The organism is Marinobacter sp. VGCF2001 (genome assembly GCF_049943275.1).
Lineage (GTDB): Bacteria > Pseudomonadota > Gammaproteobacteria > Pseudomonadales > Oleiphilaceae > Marinobacter.
In genome coordinates, this window is record NZ_JBNFVX010000003.1 from 115,389 (window position 1) to 131,247 (window position 15,859).

The following is a 15,859-nucleotide window of genomic DNA, read 5'->3' on the forward strand; positions in this document are numbered from 1 at the left end:
CGTCATGACAGAGAAAAAGACCTATCACCTGAATGACCTGGTAGCTCAGTGTGATCCCAGCGCGCCCATGCCAGAGGCAGTTCGGGAGTGGGACCAGGCCTTCTCGGTTGGCCTGGAACAAACCGTGATGGGTGACCAGGTGGATATTCGGGAGGCGGTGCTGGTTTTTGGCGAAAAACTGGCTGGCCGGTTCGATGCAGTTCAGCTGATCCTGTTTGGTAGCCGGGCCCGTGGTGATTATCACGACGAAAGCGATGCCGATGTAGCCGTTGTTTTGGCCGGACAGCCTGGGGACTTTGTGGACACCAAGCTGGAGATGGCGGGTCTGGCGTTTGAGGTGCTTTTGGATACCGGCGTGTTGATTCAGGCCTTGCCGGTCTGGGAGCGTGAATGGGCCAACCCGCAGGGCTACTCCAACCCAGAACTACTCGAAAACATTGTCAGGGACGGCATTGTGCTTTGGCGTGCCGGATAACTGCGCCGCAAACCTCGCATACTGATACTGTCGTAAAAATTAACCACCTCGCTGTACTTGCGCCACTCTTTCCAGCACACGATGAGCCGGCATCAACGGCACCTGACCGGTTCTCGCCAGAACGTCAATCCAGACCTGATTCCCGCGTTGAATGATCTCGGCAGTCCCGATGTGGCCTGACACCACGGCCGAGATACCCGTAATGGTTTGATCCGCACCCTGCGCGCGGTTCCAGGGCCAGGTGCACTCAATGGCAAAACGCTCTGAGAAAGGTGCCTCCTGAACGGTTCGCCAATCATCGAAAGGGCTTTGGGCATGCACCAGCCCGAGCTGTCCGCTCTCGCATTCCAGCGTCATGGTGAGCGGCAGCTGGTAGCGACACTGGGTAGCCAGATTTTTGTAAGAGGTCTCGTCCAGGCTCGCGGCCCAGTCACCGCCCATCCCCCGGTGCTTGTATCGGTTGCGGTTATCTTCAGCGCCGGCGATAAACATCAGCTCATGGTTGCCCATCACGCTGTATACCCAGTCGGTGTCCAGAACCCACTCCAGGAGAGCCCGAGATTCTGGACCACGATCAATGGTGTCTCCCAGTAGAAACAGACGATCAGCTGCTTTGTTGAATCCGGCAGCCGACAACGCTGCTTGCAGGGCGTCGAACTCGCCATGCAGGTCACCACAAACCCAGTCCACCCCGACCGGATTGGCCGCAAAAAACCGGTGTGGAGTCAGTCGCATACTCATCGAATGGGATCTCCCGCGCCTAATGGTTCACTCACCGTCAACCTCCGGCAGAACCACCACGACCCGCCCATCGACATTCAAAACCTGCCCCTCACCCAGAGGAATCAGCCAGGGCCAGTCCCATCGAGTATGGCCGAACACGGTGAGCCCTTGAAAGCCGGTTTCAAGTGACAATGCGACACCGGGATCACCCCGACGAGTCGCCCGTTCCGGGTCGGTTGGGCCTTGATGGAGCAGCAGGATATCCGGGGCTTGATCGGTCACCGATTCCAGTGCGGCCAGAAAATCGTCCTCGGCTCGCCGTTGGTTGCGATTCGGATTGCCCACGATACCGCTGACGCCACCGACGTTCAGGTTGCCCAACACCCCAACCACCTCGCCATCCAGGAGGGTGGTGTTGTCTGGAAGCGCCTCGGGGTACTCTATCTGGTCGTGGTTCCCCAGAACGCCGACGACCTCCGGCGTGATCGCAGAAAACGCCTGAAACACCTCGTCCACCGGCCCAGTACCGCCGCGTTTTCGGCAGTCGGGATAGTCGTACAGGTCACCGCACAGAAACACCGCGTCGGGCGCCGGAATGACGCCTTCCCGAGACAATGCCAAAAGTGCTTCAGCAACAGGCACGCCGAGCAGCCGATTCTGACCGCCGGCTTCTCGCCCCTGGAGGTCGGAGGTCAGCACAAGGCTCTTCGCATGACCTGGCAGGCCGGTGGCATAGGTTCGGTAAAACGGCAGCCGATTATGCAGCGGCGCACCGGCCGGGCCGCTGGTGCGGTGTGGCAAGGTGAAAAAGGGCTCCTGGTCCATCCGGGTGATCCTTAGCATGGAAAGCCTCTCGAACTGGCTCCGTATTTCCTACCACTCAAACAAAAAAGGTGACCAAACTGACCGCCCAAAATCTTGGTCGACGGGGGCTGGTTACCCCGCCCGCTTTGCATCAAAGTAGCGTCGAGTTTCCATGAGATGTTCCAAGGAGCCTCGCGTCATAAAGTCCAGGGCTGACGCCCCAAGGAAGGGAGGCTCACTGATTTCCAGTCGAACCCGGCGATTGGCGCGTTCGGCCGTTGGATATATGACCATCAAGGCTTTGTAGATGCCCAGGATGTAGCTGATGCGCTCCAGGGTATCCCGCGAGAGCTTTACGTGTGGCAGCTTCTGGTACTTGGCCAGAGTGCTCCGGGACACACCGCCGAGCATCTGCATCATCTCTTCCTGGGCGCAGTCCCACTCACGGCAGATGTTGAAGAATCCTTTGAGAGCCACCTGACCTTTGGCTTTTTCGTCATCGATAGCCATTATTCTCGTCATTTCTTGGGCTGCTCTCGATCCTCCATGAAATCGTCTGTTACGCCTTCATCGGATTCAAAGAACTCGTCCCAGACAGGATCGGTTGGCCGCTCGTAACGTTTGACTGAGCCCTTGAGGCGGTCCAGAGGTGTAAGCTCCTGAGGGAGCGGTTCAGCCAGCTCGTCGGCATGGGCAGTGTGGGCATCGAGGCCTTCAAGCAGCTCTTTTTCCGTCATGAGTTTGGTGGACATAGATCCTCCTGCAGAGTCAGATACACCTTGGTTAGTACCAATTAGTAACTGAATTTACTAATTAGTAAGTCTCGTTACTAATTGGCACTAACTGCTATCGACCTGTGTGCTGTTTGGGTAAAAACACTATCACCGTGGTTGTTCGTGGCGTGGGGCGGCTGAATCATCGACGACACTCCTCCAGAAAAGCCTGAAACCAGGTCGACTCCCGCGCCGAGGGCTGTAGATCATACAATCGTACCACCCGGACGAACCTGGCTACATAGCCACACTGGCCAGCCGGGGGCAGCCATTCATCCGGACCTTTGGCGCCCTTACTCCGGTTCAGCGAAGCCTCGACCGGCAGCAAATTCACAGGGTCATTGGCAAACCGCAACCGCTTCTCATCCGTCCACTCGCTGGCCCCGCGACCCCATGACCAGGCAAGCGGTACCAAGTGATCGATGTCGATGTTCGAAGCATTCTGGATGACGTTGCCGGTAAAGGAGCTTATCCACCGGCCGGTGACCACCCGGCAACTCCGATCGCTAGCAAAGCGGACCTGGGTGGTGGAACTGGCAACCAGGGCTTCGGCCCGGCTGTCCCGGCAATCACCGTTCGCGTCGTCCCAGCCATGACCAAAGGCCGACCGCCGATAGTTGCTCAGAGTCCCTGAGGGCGCGTGTGCAGGCTTTTTGGCCTCACCTAGGGAGTTTATCGATATTCCTTTAGGCAGCCGTCCTCCCGCACCCAGACACGCCTCAATGGTATCGAACGGTGTGTAGTTCTGAGTACGGTCATACCAGCCGCTTTCCTGGGGATGACACAAACCGCTTGTCGATTGCTTTACGATGCCGGCGGTGGCCGTTCCGCTGACACACAAGAAAGCTACGAAGACCGTAAGATGAAAACAGACAACAACGTGTTTCATAGATCCGTTGAGCTCAGCTACGTGATAGGTTATTAAACACAGCAACGCGCCAGATTCTGAACGTTTTCGCAATTCATAGCCATCCGCATTGAGCGGCCACCCAAAGCTTCAACCCTGCCGGCACGCTGAACTACGTGAGGATTATGCCAAAGGGTCGTAAGATGGGGATGAACCACGACACTCGCGCGATTTAGAGGGCCGGTTATGAATCTCTTGGCAGGCTTGTTGGGTTACTCCGCGTTCGTGCTGACGACGCTTGCCATCGGCGGTCTGGGTTACATTTACGCCGATAATCTGGAGCGCTGGGCGAAACGCAAATTGAGAATGAGTGATGCCCGGCAAAAGCCGCCCGCTTGCAGTCTTTTCCCGCTGCCTGCTTTTTTAAACAAAAGCGGACATTCTAGCCACAAGCTGTTTGGGCTAGCTCAAGAGATACTTCGTGACTGTGAATTTGCCGCGTTTTTACTATGAACCGGTCGGATCACGGATGAGAGATGGGTGAAAGAGTGGTTCTGTGATGACTCTCCTGTGTTTCTGATTATACTGGTCGCATGAAGCACTCTGAGATCGGCTTGCATATACGAACCTACGAAGACGAGGGAAAAAGCCACTCCCACGACCATCACCAACTGGTATTGCCGTTGGTGGGAACTTTATCTCTGTCAGTAGATGCCAAGGAAGGGGAGGTTGCACAGCATCGAGCGGCAATCATTCCCGCAGGAATTGGCCATGGATATGCTGCGACCGACGATAATCGGTTTTTGGTTGCAGATGTCCCCGAAGGCTTGGCCCCGGCGCTAGACAAGCTACCTTGTTTCGTAGACCTCGATCCGGCATTGCTCCATTACGTCCAGTTCCTTCACGCACAGCTCCAACATGGGACTGAGTCGGATTTTACCCAGCATCAAATGCTGCTTCTGCTGATTCAGTTGCTTCAGGAGCGCCATGGAAGTCAGCTGAAACTGGACCGCAGAGTCCTCGCCGCGAAACAATTGCTGGACGAACACTTCAGCCGACCGCTGTCCTTGGCTGAGGCGGCTGCAGTGGCACATCTGAGCATTCGGCAGTTGAACGATCTGTTTCGGCGCCAGGTCGGCATGACGCCGCATCAATACCTCACAGAGTTACGAATGAAAGAAGCTTGGCGGCTTCTGGAGCAGTCGGGGCTCAGCGTCCAGCGAGTTGCCGACGCTGTCGGCTATTCATCGTTATCGGCCTTTAGCGACAGGTTCAGAGCCCACTTTGGCAAAGCGCCCAGCCACTTCCGCCGTATTTCGAAATAGTTCCGCCAGGATTTGAAAGTTCCTACCCTTCGCACTGGATACCCTTCTGCAATCATTCACACATGAGAGTTTCGGGAGGGTTTCATGGCATCCGTTACCGCCGCAACCTGGATCGGGTCAATTTCGGTTCTGTTATGGGGCACTTTGGCATTGCTGACCAAGCTTTCCGGTGGTGAGATTCCTGAGTTCCAGCTCATGGCCATGACCTTCGGTATCGCTTTCCTGCTGATGTGCGGTCGCTGGGTCTTCTCGGGACATTCCGGTGTGCATTATTTACGGCAATCGCCGCTTGCATGGTGCATCGGCATCGTTGGTTTGTTCGGGTATCACTTTGCCTACTTCAAGGCCATGACACTGGCCCCGGCCGTTGAAGTCAGCCTTCTGGCTTACCTATGGCCGCTGCTAATCGTCCTGCTGTCGGCCTTCCTGCCGGGTGAGAAACTACGAGGTCAGTACATCGTTGGGGCCCTGGTTGCCTTGGCAGGTTGTTGGTTGTTGATCAGCCGTAATGCCGATGGATTTTCCTGGGAGAACCTGCCGGGTTACATGGTGGCTCTGTCCTGCGCTCTGATCTGGTCATCCTATTCCGTTCTCAGCAGACTGGTTCGCTCGGTACCGACCGATGCGGTGGGCTGGTTCTGCGGTGTCACGGCTTTTCTGGCGTTGATTTGTCACCTTTTATGGGAGGAAACAGTGTGGCCAGAAGGCGCACTTCAATGGATTGGCGTGGTGGGGCTCGGCCTCGGACCGGTGGGCATAGCATTCTTCACCTGGGACCATGGTGTAAAGCACGGAAACATCCAGTTACTGGGAACCCTGGCATACAGTGCGCCACTGATTTCAGTGATCCTGTTGATCATTGCCGGATTCGGGGAGGCTACAGTTGCCGTGTTGAGTGCCAGCATCCTGATCGTCATTGGTTCCTTGATCGCGGGTCGTGCGAAGAGCCGAAAGTTCGCCGAGCCAGATTTGTTAACAGACTAACTACGTCAGAGGAGCAGTGAGATGATTACCTGGGACGATTTCGATAAGGTTGAACTACGGATCGGGACCATCATTGAAGTGATGGATTTTCCTGAAGCGCGCAAACCGGCTTATAAATTGCGAGTGGATTTCGGGCCGGACATTGGTGTTCGTAAATCGAGTGCACAGATTACAAACCTCTATGGCAAGGAGGAGCTCATCGGCAAGCAGATTCTGGCCGTCACCAATTTTCCGCCTAAACAGATCGGCCCTTTTCTGTCTGAGTGCCTGGTCACTGGCGTGCAAACGGAGAAGGGCGCAGTTACCTTGGTGAGACCGGATGCGCAGGTGGATAACGGGGAGCGCTTGTTCTGAGTTTCGACGGCTTACACATCACGGGCCAACTGGTATTTAAGTCCAAGTGAGGGCGATGAACGGGACAAAGTCTCCTGTGCTGGCTATGGTGAGCGGAAAGCTCACCGTTGCAGCGCTCTAATGCACTTTCCTCCGATTCGTTGCTCCAAAATAGCCGCAAAGCTCCGCGTAATCGTCCAATGCAAATGTTCGCTTTGCGACCGAAGCAAATACTCACAGTTACTGAGCTGAAGCTCAATCCAACAAAACTCACAAAATTTTGGGTGCGCAACTTTTTTCTTAACGTAACGCCGATTATGCGCAGCCGGTTTTGAGCACTATCACAAGCATCTACCCTCCGAAAATTTCCCGCGACGACTCACCTCACCTGCAGCGTCAGAATCATAGATACTCCTGAAATCGGCACCGCTGATCATCAAAAACAGGCAGAGGCAGAGCCGATCTTCAGAAACTAATCTATATAGGTGAGCATTATGGCTAAACCAGAAAACGCACCCAGTACAACAGGCAATCCCTCTGGCGGCGGTCGCGGGAATAACCCTCCCAAGGGTAAGTAGTAGTATGCTTCTCAAGCCGCGAGAATCTTCGCGGCTTGAGACCTGTATTTTGCCCAGTACGTTGGGTAGCTTTCAAAAGCTGGCAAGGTATCGTTCAGCGCATTTATCAGGCCGCATTTCTGAAAATTGCTCAGTTCATCCAATATAAAGGCCCCGTAAATACACGCGATATCTAATTTCATCTCTGCCAAAGGCACATCGTCTTCTCTTGGGGTAAGGTTTCGAACAAATTCGCTTAGTTGCTCTGGTTTGGGTCGAGTCCCGTTACGCCACTCCAAAAGCCTCGATTTTTTGTTCTCGCGCACCCTCTCCCTCCGCTCCTCAACCGTCTGATTTCGAGCCAAGGATTCAGTGGCATCTAAGCCGTAGGGATCCGGTAAGTGCTCCGCGATCTGGCCCCAAGATAGATCTTGACCGTCGGCACCGGCACCCTTCCGCCAAGTATCGAGTAGTCTCTCGAAGGGTAAGGTCAGCCTTTCGCCATCGAACACTGGCAACATATCCCCAAAAAAGCTGTTGTCGACCAGCCATTGTTTCTCATGGCTCCGGAGAGTGTCTTGCTCGGCATACCAGCGTATGAGGTCTAGGGAGATATTGCTCAATAGGTGGTAATAGAAGTCAATTCTAATGCGGGTGTATAAACCTAACAGCTGGCCTAGCTGTTCGCGTCTAGCATAACCTGCACTGGCTTTGATGGTTCCGGCGGCCTGTAGGCCTTTTTCAATATGGCAGAAGTCCACAAGGGTATTCGCTTTCAGGAAGCCTTTTACCCTGTCCCGCCACCTCTCTTCGCACCCCGAGCACGAGATATTGCTTTCCCTAAGCTCCAAGCCGGACCGAAGTAACTCCATCTCCAGTTCGGCCCGCCTTCGAACAAATTGTTCGATAAAGGTATCGGGGCTATCGGCCGGGAAGGTCTGCAAGCTCGCGCCTTTGGTTAAGCAAAGCCAGGCCAGCCCATTGTTATTCAGCGAGGTCTCGATCCAGGGCGCTAATTCTGAGCTATTTATGTAATCGCGCAGTTCAGGCGATGGGACAGCTTCCAGCATGTTGGTAATTTTTGCAGCACTTCTAGGCGAAACTCCCTCTTTAACCGCCTTTCGTACGGTTTTGGGATCCGGTAAAGGATGGTTCAAGTGCTTTCCTAGTGCATTGATTAACCCTGCCATCCCCCCGGGCTTACCGAGATATTCCAGAAATTTATCTGCCGAAGGAATGAAAGGGAACGCAGTTTCAGTTGATCCTATACGGATTCTTTCAGCCATATCCGGTCATGGTCCTGGAACGAAATAGGTGCGAGCCGCTTCTATTGGATGATACTAAGGCTAGGCGGTGCTGAGTAGCGCTTTGGTATGCGCGAAGGCTACCGCGTCTCTAGCACTCTTTGGTCAACGAACCGAATCTTGAGTCCTTCCATTCTCCGAAAACTGTTTTTAATCATCTGCCAACGACGCAACTTGTCGCTCGTTTTAACAATAATTAGAGCACGTAGTCGTTAATTTAAGATTTGCATCTTGCAGAATGATGCATTCATGCCTAACCTGATCAACATGAAATGCATCATTGAGCATACTGCATGAGTGAACAGCCTAAACACCAGCTGCTACTGCGCAGCCTGGCCACCATCCACCCCGGCTACCCCTTCCGTGGCAAGCTGCCGGTGGACAAAGATGGCAATGCGTTCGTGGTGCAGTTTCGTCATCTGGCTGTGGGAGAGTCCCTGGACGACAAAGACGGCAAAACTCTGGATCGTGTGACCCTCCCCGGCCGGCGTCGCCCGGATTACCTCTGGCCCGGCGACATCCTGTTCATGGCCCGGGGCACCCGGAATGACGCCGCGGTGATCAAGGCACTGCCTCATAACACCGTCTGCACCCCGAACTTCTTTCATCTGCGCCTGAAACCCGAGGCCTTCAACGTGATGCCCGAGTTTCTGGCCTGGCAACTTAACCATGTGGATGCCCAGCGATACTTCGCCATGTGCTCACAGGGTTCTGCAGCTCCCAATGTGACCAAGACCCAGCTGGGCGACCTGCCCGTTGTGGTACCGTCCCCCGAACAGCAAAAGCTGATGATGAAGGTGGTCGGTGCCGCGCAGCGGGAACAAGCCCTCTTGGAACAACTCATCGAGAACCGGCAACGCATGACCGATGCGGTTGCCCGACACATACTTCGTCCGGATACGACAACAGGGAAATAACTTCTATGAGCAACGATTCGATCAAGCAGGATCAGATCAACAAAGCGGTCTGGAACGCCTGCGACACCTTCCGGGGCACCGTAGATCCCAGCATCTACAAGGACTACGTGCTGACGATGCTGTTCGTGAAGTACCTGTCCGATGTGTACCAGGATCACTACGACAACTACGTGGCCGAATACGGCGATACGCCGGAGCTGATCGAAGAGCTGATGAAGAACGAGCGTTTTGTGCTGCCCCGGGACTCCGGCTTCTACGCGCTGTATGACCAGCGCCATGAGCCAGGCAACGGTGAGCGGATCGACAAGGCCCTGCACGCCATTGAAGAGGCCAACATCGTCAAGCTGGCCGACGTATTCCAGGACATCAGCTTTAACTCCAACAAACTGGGGGATGAGAAGCAGAAGAACGACATCCTGCGCCACCTGCTGGAAGACTTCGCCCGGCCGGAGCTGAACCTGCGTCCGAGTCGGATCGGGAAGCTGGATGTCATCGGCAACGCCTACGAATACCTGATCAAGAACTTTGCGGCCACCTCCGGTAAGAAAGCCGGTGAGTTCTATACCCCGCCAGAAGTCTCCGAGCTGATGGCGGAGATCGTCGAGCCGAAAGAAGGCGATGAGATCTGTGACCCGGCCTGCGGTTCGGCCTCCCTGTTGCTCAAATGCGCCAACCAGATCCGTAAGGGCAACGACGGCTCCAAGAACTTCGCCCTGTTCGGTCAGGAGGCCATCGGCAGCACCTGGGCCCTGGCCAAGATGAACATGTTTCTGCACGGCATCGACAACCACAAGCTGGAATGGGGCGACACCATCCGCAACCCCAAGCTGCTCGATGAGAACGGCGGCCTGAAGCACTTCGACATCGTGGTGGCCAATCCTCCCTTCTCACTGGAGAAGTGGGGCTTTGAGGGCGCAGACAGCGATCCGTATAGCCGGTTCCGGCGCGGGGTACCGCCCAAGTCCAAGGGCGACTACGCCTTTATCCTGCACATGATCGAGACGCTGAAGCCGAAGACCGGCCGCATGGCGGTGGTCGTGCCTCACGGCGTCCTGTTCCGAGGCTCAGCGGAAGGCAAGATCCGGCAAAAGCTGATCGAAGAAAACCTGCTGGATGCCGTCATTGGCCTGCCCGAGAAGCTGTTCTACGGTACCGGCATCCCGGCAGCGGTACTGGTGTTCCGCAAGGACAAAACCGACAACAACGTGCTGTTCATCGACGCCAGCCGTGAGTTCCAAGCTGGCAAGAACCAGAACCAGTTGTCCGATGAGAACATCGCCAAAGTGGTCGACACCTACAAGCAGCGCGAGAACCTCGACAAGTACGCCTACTTGGCCACTCTGGAGGAAATCCAGGAAAACGACTTCAACCTCAACATCCCCCGCTACGTGGACACCTTCGAGGAAGAGGAAGAGATCGACCTGATGGCCGTGCAAGCGGAACGAAAAGAGATCGAGGCCGAGATTGCGAAGCTAAACGAGCAGATGGATGGGTATCTGAAGGAGTTGGGTTATGGTGCCTGAGGGGTGGGAAGAAGGCCGCGTTGGCGACTTACTCGAAAAGTTGGAATCTGGGGTTAGCGTCAACGGCGAGGATCGGCCTTTACAGCCGGGTGAGTTTGGCGTACTGAGAGTTAGCTCAGTGACCTACGGCACATTCAAGCCTAGCGCCGCTAAAGCTATAGTCCCAAAAGATATCTCCAGGGCGAAGTGTCACCCCCGTGCTGGGCAGATAATCATTAGCCGCAGCAATACCGATGAGCTTGTGGGTGCCAGCGCTTTTGTCGAGAAGGACTATCCGAACCTCTACTTGTCTGACAAGCTCTGGCAAACCGTTCCAAAACCTCACGCCAACATGAAATGGCTAAGCTATGTGCTTGCCTCAAAGCACACTCGATACCTTCTGTCGAACTTGGCTACGGGAACGAGCGGTTCGATGAAGAACATCACTAAAGATGAGTTGCTCACACTGAAAGCTTCCATCCCGCCCGTTCAGGAACAAAAAAAGATCGCCCAGATCCTCTCCACCTGGGATCAGGCCATCACCGCCACCGAGCGCCTGCTTGAGAACAGCCGGCAGCGGAAGAAAGGGTTGATGCAGCAGTTGCTGACCGGGAAGAAGCGGTTGCCGGGGTTTGAGGGGGAGTGGGAGAGCTCAATACTCACAGAACACTGCTCTGTCACTACTGGCAACAAGGATCTTCAAAACAAAGTAGAAAACGGTGAATACCCGTTTTTTGTTCGCTCTAGCAATATTGAGCGGATCGATAGCTATTCGTTCGACGGTGAAGCAATCCTGATTCCTGGAGATGGTCGAGTTGGGGAGATTTTCCACTACATTGACGGGAAATTCGATTTCCACCAACGAGTCTACAAGCTCAGTGATTTTGAGGGAGCGTTGGGCCTTTTCATCTACTACTACCTAAAACGCTTTTTCAAAGCTGAAGTCATAAAGCACTCGGTGAAAGCAACCGTGGATTCTTTGCGCATGCCGGTATTTACAGGTATGCGTATCAAATTGCCTTCTCTGGAAGAGCAACGACAAATTGTGAATGTTTTGTCTTGTTCCGATAAAGAGATTCAAGCGATAACCCAACGCCTATATCTTCTCAAGCAGGAGAAGAAAGCCCTGATGCAACAACTCCTGACCGGCAAGCGTCGGGTGCAGGTGGACACGGAGGCCGCATGAACACCACCCCTCAAGGGAATGAGCAGCATTCCAGCCACATCCCGGCCTTGGCCACGCTGATCAATCTTGGCTGGACGTTTCTGCCGGCCACGGAGTGTCAGGCCCTTCGGGGCAGCCAGCGGGATGTGGTGATGAAGCCGGTGCTGGAGCGGGTGTTGCGCCGTCGCAAGTTCGAGTTCAAAGGCGAGTGGTACCCGTTGTCTGAGCAGGCCGTGGATCAGGTGATCCGGGAAATCACGACACCCTCCATGGCCCAGGGGCTGATGGACGCCAACCAGTCCGTGTACGACATGCTGACCCTTGGCATCACCGTGACCGAGTTCATCGGCGGCAAAAAGGCCCAGCCCACGATCCACCTGATCGACTGGGAGAGCCCGGACAACAACGAGTTCCATGTCACCGAGGAAATGGAAGTGCTGTCCACCCAGGGCACCCACACCCGCCGGCCGGATGTGATGGCGTTCGTGAACGGCATTCCCCTGGCGGTGATCGAGGCCAAGAAAGCCGCCTCCGGCAATCCCAACAAGAACATGGTGGAGGAAGGCATCAGCCAGCACCTCCGCAACCAGAAGAACGACGAAGTGCCGTACCTCTACGCCTTCGCCCAGTTGCTCTTTGCGATCAGTCGCAACGACGGGCGCTACGGCACCACGCACACCCCGCTGAAGTTCTGGTCGAAGTGGACGGACGAGGAGTTCGACGATCGGTACGTGCAGGACATCAAGAATCGCTCATTGTCCGTGTCCGACAAGGACGCCCTGTTCAAGTACAAACCCGCGAAGATCCGGGCCTACTTCGAGCAACTCTGGTCACAGTCGGTCATGCCCACAGAACAGGATCGGCTCCTGGTCGGCCTGCTCGACCGGTACCGGTTCCTGGAATTTCTGCGCCTGTTCATCTTGTTTGACCGGAAGATCGGCAAAATCGCCGCCCGGTACCCGCAGGCCTTCGGCATCAAGGCCCTGCTGGAGCGGATCTCCGAGTTCAAACCCAGCGGCGAGCGCAAAGGCGGCGTCCTCTGGCACACGACCGGCTCCGGCAAGTCCTTCACCATGGTTTACCTGTGCCGGGCCCTGCTGCTCAGCGACGCCCTGAAGAACTGCCGTATCATCGTGGTCACCGACCGGGTGGACCTGGAGAAGCAGTTGTCCAAGACGTTCCTGACGGGCGGGGCCTTCGGTTCCGACATCGCCGGCAAGAAAAGCGGCGACTCGCTGGCCAAGACCCGCTCCGGCAAGGATCTGGCCAGACGCATCGGCCAGGGCACCGAGCGGATCATCTTCACCATCATCAACAAGTTCGCCTCGGCCGCCAAACAGCCGGAGTGCTACAACCCGTCCGAGAACATTATCGTCATTGTCGACGAAGGACACCGGAGCCAGGGGGGCGAGAACCATCAACGGATGCGCCAGGCCCTGCCCAACGCCTCGTTCATCGCCTTCACCGGCACCCCGCTGCTGAAAAAAGAGAAGAGCGAAACCGCCGAGAAGTTCGGGGCCATCATCCACGCCTACACCATGAAACGGGCGGTCGAAGACGGGACGATCACCCCACTGCTGTACGAAGAGCGCAAACCGTTGCTGGATGTGAATCAGAAGGCCGTGGATACCTGGTTCGAGAAGGTCACCGCGTCCTTGTCGGACGACCAGAAAGCGGATCTCAAGCGTAAGTACGCCAAACAGGGCCAGATCTACACCGCCCAGGATCGCATCAAGCTCAACGCCTTCGACATCAGCGTGCATTTCAGCGAGAACTTCAAGAAAGCCGGCCTGGAGCTCAAGGGCCAGCTGGCCACCGACAGCAAACTGAGTGCGATCCGCTACAAGCAGCACCTCGACGAGATGGGCCGGGTCACCAGCGCCATCGTCATCTCCGCCCCGGATACCCGCGAGGGCCACACCGACGCGGACGAGTCCAACCTGCCGCTGGTACAGGAGTGGTGGAAGAAAAACGTCACAGGCGACCCTCAGGACTATGAGAAGCAGATCATTGAGCATTTCGGTACCGACGGGCCGCCGGATATCCTGATTGTCGTGGACAAACTCCTGACCGGCTTTGACGAACCCCGTAACGCGGTGCTCTACATCGACAAGCAGCTCAAGGGCCACAACCTGATCCAGGCCATCGCCCGTGTGAACCGGCTACACCCCCAGAAGCCCTTCGGCTACCTGATCGACTACCGGGGTATCCTCAAGGAACTGGATACGGCCATCACCGATTACCAGAACTACGAGGAGCAGACCCAGGGTGGCTTTGCCATCGAGGACATCGACGGGCTGTATTCCAACGTGGACACCGAATACAAGAAACTGCCGGCGCTGCACGACAAGCTCTGGAGTTTCTTCGGCGAGGTCCGCAATGTGCTGGACCAGGAGCAATACCGGCAGATCTTCATGCCGAAATACGAGTCCGATGAGGACGGCGTGGAGATGGATACCCGGCAGGCGCTTCGAGAGGATTTCTACGAGGCCCTGACCGAGTTCGGCATGTGCCTGAAGACCGCCCTCTCCACTCAGAGCTTCTTCCAGGATAAGGCCTTCACCGAACAGGACATCCGCCGTTACAAATCCGACCTGAAATGGTTCTCCGATCTGCGCAAGGTCATCCGTCTGGATGCTCAGGAAACCGTCGACTACTCCGAATACGAGGGCCAGATCCGGGATCTGATCGACCGGTACGTAACCGGTGTAGACGTAGCACCCGGGGAACAGCCGGTCCTGATCGACGCCGTGGAGGACAACCCGGAAGACTGGTCAGAGGAAAAGACCAAGAACGAAACCGACAAAATCAAAACCCGCACCAAGAAGACGATTGAGGAAAAACTCGGCGACGATCCCTATGCCAGGAAGGTGTTCTCCGCCCTGCTGAAGGATGCCATCGAGAAAGCGGAGTCCATGTTCGACTACAAGGCCCAGTTCAAACTGTTCAGTGACCTGGAAGCCATGGTGGAAGACCGGGACGTACCGGACCTGCCCACGGATCGGTTCGAGGGCAATAAGCACGCCCAAGCCTACTACGGGGCTTTCAAGCTGGTACTGGGTGAGGCCTTCGCCGAGCTGGAAGCCGACAAAGGCGAGCAACTGATTCAGGAGGCCTTCGAGATCGACCAGGTGGTGAACCGGGCGGTGGCCGAAAACTCCCTGAACCCCGTGGGCATTGAGCAGGATGTCCGCAAAAGCCTGCTACCCCGCCTGTTCGCCCTGATTGGGCTGGACAAGGCCAAAGCCATGCTGGATGAGGTGGTGCAGATTCTTCGCAATGGAGTCGCCCGTTGATGACCTCGGTAGAGTCCCATCAGGACGAGCAACCACTGGAGTACCTGGCCCGGTACGGTGACCGGGAGTTCCGGTACCACCTTTGCTACGTGCCCGAACACAAGAAGGCAACCATAAGGGTGCATGTGCATCCCAATGGCATGGTGCAGGTCGACGCCCCGGAGAATGCCCAGCTGCCGGATATCAAATCCGCGGTTCAGCGCCGGGCGCGGTGGATACTCAAGCACCTGGACGACATCGCCGAGCGCCACCGGGATGTCCGACCGCGACAATGGGTGAGCGGCGAGAGCCAGCTGTACCTGGGCCGGCGGTACGTTCTGAAGGTCATCCAGGCCCCGGAACAGCGCAAGGTAACCTGTAAAATGATTGGCGGCCAGCTGCGCGTGCAGGGCAAGGAGCTGAATCCAGATCGGATACAGAAAGCCGTGCGCCAGTGGTACCGGGATCGAGCCGTCGAGGTATTCCAGCGCCGGCTCGACCTGATGGTTGAGAGTCTGCCCTGGACAACGACGGCACCGGCCTGGCGCATGATGGAGATGCAGACTCAGTGGGGCAGCTGTTCACCGGAAGGGGCCATCCTGCTGAACCCTCACCTGATCAAAGCACCAACGCGGGCCATCGACTACGTGCTGCTGCACGAGCTGTGTCATCTGGTGGAGCATAACCACAGCATCCGCTTTTATGGGCTGCTGGATCGGTTTATGCCGGAATGGCGGTCGGTGAAGGAACGGCTGGATAATCAATCCGAAACTATTTTATTACCGGGTTGCGGGCAAAGTGATGAATAGCCCAGACCCCATCTGTAGGGCAAACAGAGTCTGGGTTTAGCTAGCATGAGGTCGCGTTCAAAATAG

The 15,859-nt window shown here is 56.0% G+C and carries 16 protein-coding genes; 10 read left to right on the forward strand and 6 right to left on the reverse strand.

Translation table 11 applies throughout. From position 1 onward, the window contains the following. Positions 1-4: 4 nt before the first annotated feature. Complete coding sequence (locus ACP2AU_RS05920) at positions 5-475, forward strand: nucleotidyltransferase family protein (protein WP_426375187.1); 471 nt, start codon at positions 5-7, stop codon at positions 473-475. A gap of 39 nt (positions 476-514) precedes the next feature. Here ACP2AU_RS05920 and ACP2AU_RS05925 read toward each other — a convergent pair whose 3' ends face one another. The 5 genes from ACP2AU_RS05925 to ACP2AU_RS05945 all read right to left on the reverse strand — a co-directional run bounded on the left by ACP2AU_RS05925 (position 515) and on the right by ACP2AU_RS05945 (position 3,664). After that, positions 515-1,216 (reverse strand): metallophosphoesterase, encoded by a 702-nt coding sequence (locus ACP2AU_RS05925; RefSeq protein WP_426375188.1) that lies wholly within the window; start codon positions 1,214-1,216, stop codon positions 515-517. Between the two features lie 27 nt (positions 1,217-1,243). Then, a complete protein-coding gene (locus tag ACP2AU_RS05930; RefSeq protein ID WP_426375189.1) occupies positions 1,244-2,041 on the reverse strand; it encodes a metallophosphoesterase family protein in 798 nt (265 codons plus the stop codon). Between the two features lie 93 nt (positions 2,042-2,134). Further along, on the reverse strand, positions 2,135-2,524 hold the full coding sequence (locus ACP2AU_RS05935; RefSeq protein WP_426375190.1) for an antitoxin Xre-like helix-turn-helix domain-containing protein: 390 nt from the start codon (positions 2,522-2,524) through the stop codon (positions 2,135-2,137). Beyond that, entirely contained in the window at positions 2,521-2,754 is a 234-nt protein-coding gene (locus tag ACP2AU_RS05940) for a hypothetical protein (protein ID WP_426375191.1), read from the reverse strand. The genes ACP2AU_RS05935 and ACP2AU_RS05940 overlap by 4 nt, the downstream gene beginning before the upstream one ends. 163 nt (positions 2,755-2,917) lie before the next feature. After that, positions 2,918-3,664, reverse strand: coding sequence for an HNH endonuclease family protein (locus ACP2AU_RS05945; RefSeq protein ID WP_426375192.1), 747 nt, complete (start codon positions 3,662-3,664; stop codon positions 2,918-2,920). Between the two features lie 204 nt (positions 3,665-3,868). Between ACP2AU_RS05945 and ACP2AU_RS05950 the strand changes: the two genes are divergently transcribed. From ACP2AU_RS05950 to ACP2AU_RS05965, 4 genes are all read left to right on the forward strand, one after another. Beyond that, on the forward strand, positions 3,869-4,135 hold the full coding sequence (locus ACP2AU_RS05950) for a hypothetical protein (protein WP_426375193.1): 267 nt from the start codon (positions 3,869-3,871) through the stop codon (positions 4,133-4,135). Positions 4,136-4,215: 80 nt separating this feature from the next. After that, complete coding sequence (locus tag ACP2AU_RS05955) at positions 4,216-4,947, forward strand: helix-turn-helix domain-containing protein (protein WP_426375194.1); 732 nt, start codon at positions 4,216-4,218, stop codon at positions 4,945-4,947. An 84-nt stretch (positions 4,948-5,031) separates the two neighbouring features. Beyond that, complete coding sequence (locus tag ACP2AU_RS05960) at positions 5,032-5,931, forward strand: DMT family transporter (protein WP_426375195.1); 900 nt, start codon at positions 5,032-5,034, stop codon at positions 5,929-5,931. Between the two features lie 21 nt (positions 5,932-5,952). Then, complete coding sequence (locus ACP2AU_RS05965) at positions 5,953-6,285, forward strand: tRNA-binding protein (RefSeq protein WP_286255845.1); 333 nt, start codon at positions 5,953-5,955, stop codon at positions 6,283-6,285. A gap of 568 nt (positions 6,286-6,853) precedes the next feature. Here the strand turns inward: ACP2AU_RS05965 and ACP2AU_RS05970 are convergent. Then, positions 6,854-8,107 (reverse strand): hypothetical protein, encoded by a 1,254-nt coding sequence (locus ACP2AU_RS05970; RefSeq protein WP_426375196.1) that lies wholly within the window; start codon positions 8,105-8,107, stop codon positions 6,854-6,856. Positions 8,108-8,418: 311 nt separating this feature from the next. Between ACP2AU_RS05970 and ACP2AU_RS05975 the strand changes: the two genes are divergently transcribed. From ACP2AU_RS05975 to ACP2AU_RS05995, 5 genes are read left to right on the forward strand one after another with little or no spacing between them, the layout of a single operon-like run. Then, positions 8,419-9,042 (forward strand): hypothetical protein, encoded by a 624-nt coding sequence (locus ACP2AU_RS05975; protein ID WP_426375197.1) that lies wholly within the window; start codon positions 8,419-8,421, stop codon positions 9,040-9,042. Between the two features lie 5 nt (positions 9,043-9,047). After that, positions 9,048-10,565, forward strand: coding sequence for a type I restriction-modification system subunit M (locus ACP2AU_RS05980; protein WP_426375198.1), 1,518 nt, complete (start codon positions 9,048-9,050; stop codon positions 10,563-10,565). Beyond that, on the forward strand, positions 10,555-11,730 hold the full coding sequence (locus ACP2AU_RS05985; RefSeq protein WP_426375199.1) for a restriction endonuclease subunit S: 1,176 nt from the start codon (positions 10,555-10,557) through the stop codon (positions 11,728-11,730). Before ACP2AU_RS05980 ends, ACP2AU_RS05985 begins: the two co-directional genes overlap by 11 nt. Then, on the forward strand, positions 11,727-15,005 hold the full coding sequence (locus tag ACP2AU_RS05990; protein ID WP_426375200.1) for a type I restriction endonuclease subunit R: 3,279 nt from the start codon (positions 11,727-11,729) through the stop codon (positions 15,003-15,005). Before ACP2AU_RS05985 ends, ACP2AU_RS05990 begins: the two co-directional genes overlap by 4 nt. Beyond that, positions 15,005-15,793: a M48 family metallopeptidase gene (locus ACP2AU_RS05995; protein ID WP_426375201.1), complete on the forward strand. Its 789-nt coding sequence runs from the start codon at positions 15,005-15,007 to the stop codon at positions 15,791-15,793. The genes ACP2AU_RS05990 and ACP2AU_RS05995 overlap by 1 nt, the downstream gene beginning before the upstream one ends. Positions 15,794-15,859: the final 66 nt, after the last annotated feature.